The sequence below is a fragment of the Longimicrobium sp. genome (assembly GCF_036280135.1).
Classification (GTDB): domain Bacteria; phylum Gemmatimonadota; class Gemmatimonadetes; order Longimicrobiales; family Longimicrobiaceae; genus Longimicrobium.
Map to the genome: position 1 here is coordinate 1 of NZ_DASURI010000924.1, position 5,424 is coordinate 5,424.

Annotated in this window: 3 protein-coding genes and 1 pseudogene; all 4 read right to left on the minus strand. The window is 70.0% G+C overall.

Annotated elements, in window-relative coordinates:
* Positions 1-755, minus strand: a pseudogene (locus tag VFZ20_RS29755) (hypothetical protein); the annotation flags it as partial.
* A 311-nt stretch (positions 756-1,066) separates the two neighbouring features.
* Positions 1,067-2,668 (minus strand): ATP-dependent DNA ligase, encoded by a 1,602-nt coding sequence (locus VFZ20_RS29760; protein ID WP_329687602.1) that lies wholly within the window; start codon positions 2,666-2,668, stop codon positions 1,067-1,069.
* Between the two features lie 94 nt (positions 2,669-2,762).
* Positions 2,763-3,482, minus strand: a complete 720-nt coding sequence (locus tag VFZ20_RS29765) for a hypothetical protein (RefSeq protein ID WP_329687603.1) — start codon at positions 3,480-3,482, stop codon at positions 2,763-2,765.
* 355 nt (positions 3,483-3,837) lie between these two features.
* Positions 3,838-4,944, minus strand: coding sequence for a ligase-associated DNA damage response exonuclease (locus tag VFZ20_RS29770; RefSeq protein ID WP_329687604.1), 1,107 nt, complete (start codon positions 4,942-4,944; stop codon positions 3,838-3,840).
* Positions 4,945-5,424 lie beyond the last annotated feature (480 nt).

Consider the following 5,424-nt stretch of genomic DNA (forward strand, 5'->3'; position numbering starts at 1 on the left):
TACCGGTCACCCGCGGCGACGGTGTGCACGTCGCGCATGAACGGCATGCTCAGCACGGTAAACGAACCGGACCCGCCGATGGCAAGGTGCGACTCGGCGCCGGGGGTGAGCGGAAGTGAGTCCAACCCGCCGCCAGGGGCCATCCGCAGCCACCGCAGCGTGTCGCGGTGCATGCCCGCGGCCGGCGGACCGCTGGACTGGCGCGCCGAGCTGGACAGCAGCAGCGAGCCGTCGGCCAGGCGGTCCGCGAAGCGCGGCGGCACGCCCCCCACGGGCGCGAGCTGCGTGGAGCGGACAAAGCGGCCAGCGGGATCGATCCACGACAGCCGGAAGCCCATCAGGTCGTAGACCAGCAGCGAGTCGCCCGGCAGGCGGCGCATCTCCCACAGCGACTGGAACTCGCCGGGTCCGCCGCCCTGCCGCCCGGAGCTCAGCAGGTGCGTTCCCCGCGCGTCGTAGAAGCGGATCTCCTTGCTCCCCGCGTTGGCCACCACGATGCGCCCGTCCCCCAGCCGCAGCGCCGCGCGGACGCCGTCCATCTGGTACGCCGGGTCGCCCTCCGTCACGCCGATCCGCAGCACGGGCTCGTCGGACAGCCGCCACGCTTCGCCCTCGCGCCACCGCCCATCGCGGTTCTCGACGATCTGGATGCCCGCGCTGTCGCGGACGATGGCCGTGTCCCCCGCTGCGTCACCGCGTCCACAGGCGGCGAGGGACGCGAGCGCGAGCAGGGAGAGGATGCGGAGCGGCTTCATGGGGCGGCGGGATTTCGGGAGGAACAGGTGTAGCGGATGCCATCGACGGTAATCGCGACGAACCCGACACGCAATCGCCCGTCACGCCCATGATCCTGGGACGGCAACGGCGACCTGCATTTCACACGGCACTTCGTGAACGGCAATTCGTGAACGGAGAAACGGTTGGATCGTGCCCAATCCGCCCCTCAGCGGCCGACGAACCTCTCGCGCTCTTTCAGGGTCCCACGGGTACGGAGGTGGCCCGGTGTGGAGCCAACCGCTCACGAAGTGCCGTTCACGAAGTGCCGTGTGAGCCCCGTCCTTCCCGATCAGCCGACGGGCCCGTGTGCGTCGAGCATGGCCAGGATGGTCTCCAGGGAGTCCGCGTCTTCCGGCTTCTTGTCCGTGCGCCAGCGCAGCATGCGGGGAAAGCGCACGGCCACGCCGCTCTTGTGGCGCGGCGAGCGCTGGATGCCCTCGAACGCCAGCTCGAACACCAGCTCCGGCTTGACCGTGCGCACGGGCCCGAACCGCTGCATCGTGTTGCGGCGCACGAACGCGTCCACCTTGCGGATCTCCTCGTCCGTGAGCCCGCTGTACGCCTTGGCGAACGGCACCAGCTCGCCGTCCTTCCACACGCCGAACGTGTAGTCCGTGTACAGCGACGCGCGCCGGCCGTGCCCCCGCTGCGCGTAGATGAGGACGGCGTCAATGGTGAACGGCTCCACCTTCCACTTCCACCATCCGCCCTTGCGCCGGCCCACGCCGTACGGCGCGTCCATCCGCTTGAGCATGAGCCCCTCGGCGCCGCGGCCGCGCGCGTCGCGCCACGCCTGCAGCACCCCGTCCCACGTATCGGCGTGCACGGCGGGGGAAAGCAGGATGCGCCCGGCCGACGGCGTCTCGCGCACCAGCGCCTCCAGCCGCGCGCGCCGCCACGCGAACGGCTGCTCGCGCGCGTCCGCGCCGTCCGTCTCCAGCAGGTCGTACGCGAGCAGCACGACGGGCACCTCGGCCAGGATCTTGGGCCCCAGCGTCTTGCGGCCAATGCGGCGCTGCAGCTGCGCGAACGGCAGCGGCCCGTCGCGCCAGGGCATGATCTCGCCGTCCAGCACGGTGCCGTCGGGCAGCAGGGCGGAGGCCTGCGCCAGCTCGGGAAAGCGCTCCGTGATCAGCTCCTCGCCGCGCGACCAGATGAAGGTGGTGCCCCGCCGGCGGATGACCTGCGAACGAATGCCGTCCCACTTCCACTCCGCCTGCCAGTCGCGCGCGTCGCCCAGCGTCTCGGGCTCGCCCTCCAGCGCGTACGCCAGGAAGAAGGGGTATGGACGGCTGAGGTCCGCGTCGCTGGTGTCGACGGCCAGCAGGCGCAGGTAGAACTCCGGGGTGGGGTCCCACGCGCCCATCAGCCGGTGCGCCACGGTGGCCTCGTCCACGCCGCTCACGCGGGACAGCGCGCGGACCACCAGGCTTTGCGACACGCCCACGCGAAAGCTTCCCGTGATGAGCTTGTTCCACACGTACGCCTGCGGCCCGTCCAGCTCCGCCCAGGCGCGCTGGATGGCGCGGCGCTGGGTCTCGTCGTCCTCGCCGCGCAGGGGCAGCAGGCGGTCCTGCACCCACGCGTGCAGGGGCAGGGGGCTGGACTCGTCGCTCTCCGGCAGCAGGAGCGAGATGGTCTCGGCCAGGTCGCCCACGGACTCGTAGCACTCCGTGAACAGCCACTCGGGCACGCCGGTGGACTGCATGGCCCATTCGGCCAGCTTGCGCGCGCCCACCAGGCGCTTGGGCCGCCGGCCGCTCAGGAAGTGCACGGCCCAGGCGGCGTCCTCGGGCGGCGTGCGCGCGAAGTACGCGGCCAGCGCGTCCACCTTCTCGCCGGTCCTGGTCGTCTCGTCCAGCGCGGCGTACAGCTCGGCGAAGCGCTTCAACGTGCGGCGGGGCTGTGGTCCAGTGACGAACGGCTGCGGATGACGGCCGAGACAAGTAGCAGATACCCGGCCACACCGCATCCGCCGCGCCCGCTCACCCGCCCGGCGGCGGGTCGGGAAGCGAGAAGTAGTCGCACAGCGCGCGATCGATCCGCGCCAGGGACTCCTCGTCCATCACGTGCTCCGTCTCGCGTGCGATTGCGTGTGCCTGCCACACCGAGTGCACGGCCGGGATCGGCAGAAGTGCGCCCTCCTCGAGCGCCGGCGCGACGGTCAGCCACTCACCCAACGAGATCCGGATATCATCACCGTCCAATGGTGATCTCGCCGCCGGATAGATCGGCAGGATGATCTGGTAGTTGGCTTCCGCTGAATACCGTGACTCGGTGAGCAGTACGGCCAGGGATGTGCGTAGATCCCGCTCCATCCACGGCTGCAGAATCACGACGCGCCCGCGCCGCGAGTTGCTGTCCGCCCCCGGAGCGAGACAGGAGCCCTGCCCGATCCCGAGCGCCCGCCTCAGCATTCTCCGCAACTCGTCCAGGGCGCCTCCCAGGAATCCCGCATGGGGCGGCAGCAGCGGATACCGTACGGGCAGGAGCGTACCCGGGTAGAAATATGTAGTGCTGCGGAGCCGGTTGCGACGCAACCCCGCGGGCACAGGCTCTACGGCAATGAACGCGGCCCCGTGCCGCATCTCCGTCTCTTGAGAGCTTCCATACACCAGCGTTGCCAGCCGCCCGGGCGTGTACGCCGTCGTCAGCACGAACGGGCGCGGCTTGTCGCGGTTTAGCCATGTGGATCCCGCCGGCATCCAGACCAGGTGTCCCGGCCTGAGATGCCCGGCTGCCGGGCTCCCGTTGCCGATGTAACCACCCCTCCGCACCATCGTTCCCCCCTCTCTGGGCCAGAAAAGACCAAGGCCGGACTTGCGTCCGGCCACAGGTCAGGAAGGCGAGCCGCCGATCAAGCAGGACCGAGCAATCGGTCGATGTACCACCTGATCGACTTGCGCGAGCGCTTGCTCACCTTCAGGAACACGTGCAGATCCTCGTCGCGAGCGCGGTCCGGCGGGACGGGGCGCATGCAGCCGCGCGTCCACAGGACGCGGACCGGGCCACGCCTGGCATGTGTGAACATGAGATCCTTTCGTCGGTCACGCATGGACGCTAACGGGAATCCGCAGGTCTGTCAACAGTGTCCAACATGGCGGATTCGGGGCGCTCCGGAGCGGTAGGAGACGGTTCGGCGGAAGAGGATGTTTCCTCCGTCTCCACGACGACGTCCGCCTCGTCGGATTCGCCTTCCCAGCGGCTGGCCACGGCCTGCGCCTGGAGCCCGCGCTCCCGCAGCCAGCGCACCACGGGCTCGCGGTAGCCGTGCGTGACCCACACACATTCCGCCTCGGTCGCGGCGATGGCCTGGAGCAGCGACGGCCAGTCCACGTGGTCGCTCAGCACGAAGCCGCGGTCCACGGAGCGGCGGCGGCGGTGGCCCCGCACCCGCATCCACCCACTGGCGAACGCCGTGGACGCGTTGCCGAACCGCCGCATCCACGGCGTGCCGTGCGCAGACGGCGGCGCCACCACCATCGCGCCGCCCCAGTCGTGCCCGCGCGGCTGGCCCACGGGGGAGTGCGTGGGCGGCATGGGCACGCCCGTGTCGCGGTAGTCGGCCGTCAGCCGCTCCACGGCGCCGTGGGTGTAGATGGGGCCGATGGATGGATCGATCCCCGCCAGCAGCCGCTGCGCCTTGCCCAACGCGTAGCCAAAGAGCAGCGACGCCCGCCCCTGCTGGGCGTTGGACCGCCACCACGCGTCGATCTGCGCGAACACCTCGCGGTCCGGGCGCCAGCGGTAGATGGGCAGGCCAAAGGTGGACTCGGTGACAAAGGTGTGGCAGCGGACCGGCTCGAACGGCGTGCAGGTGGGGTCCGCTTCCGTCTTGTAGTCGCCGCTGACCACCCACACCTCTCCCCCGTGCTCCACGCGCACCTGCGCGCTGCCCAGGATGTGCCCGGCCGGGTGCAGCGACACGCGCACGCCGTTCACGCTCACGGTCTCGCCCCAGTCCACCGTGCGGATGCGGGCGCCCGGCCCCATGCGGGTGCGCAGCACGCGCTCGCCCTCGCGCGAGCCCAGGTACGACTGGCTGCCCCAGCGCGCGTGGTCGCCGTGCGCGTGCGTGATGACGGCGCGGTCCACCGGCTGCCAGGGGTCCACGTAAAAGTCGCCCGCTTCGCAGTACAGCCCGCGGTCAGTGGAGCGCAGCAGCATGGGCCATGGCCGGTGGGCGTGGATGGAGGGTGGTCACCGTCCGCACGGGCAATCTCCGCACCGGCCGGGACGCCGGATGGGCGCAGAGGTCGCCCTCGTACGGGGGATTTCGGCATCTGATACGGACGCGACGGGACCCATCCGCACCTGATCAGAACGTAAACGGACGATTTAAGACCGGCCGAGAGTCCGCTCCTCCCATACCGGGCCTGTTTCAGTTCAGCGCATCCAAGTCGCTCTGCTTCATGCTGTTGCCCGCAAACATCCGCGGACGCGACCCCTTCCATCCCGGGGGGCAGGGCGAATACAGAATTCCGTATACTATAAGTAGTTGCAAATAAACATTTTGCGTGCTTGCATCAGGTGGGGGCGCGGATTATCATGCGGCTGCGCAGGATTTGTGCGGGCCGGGCATCTGCTACAACTGCTACGGACCCCCGCGTGTTCGGACTGAGCTCCTTCGGCCTGTCCCCGGGCCCG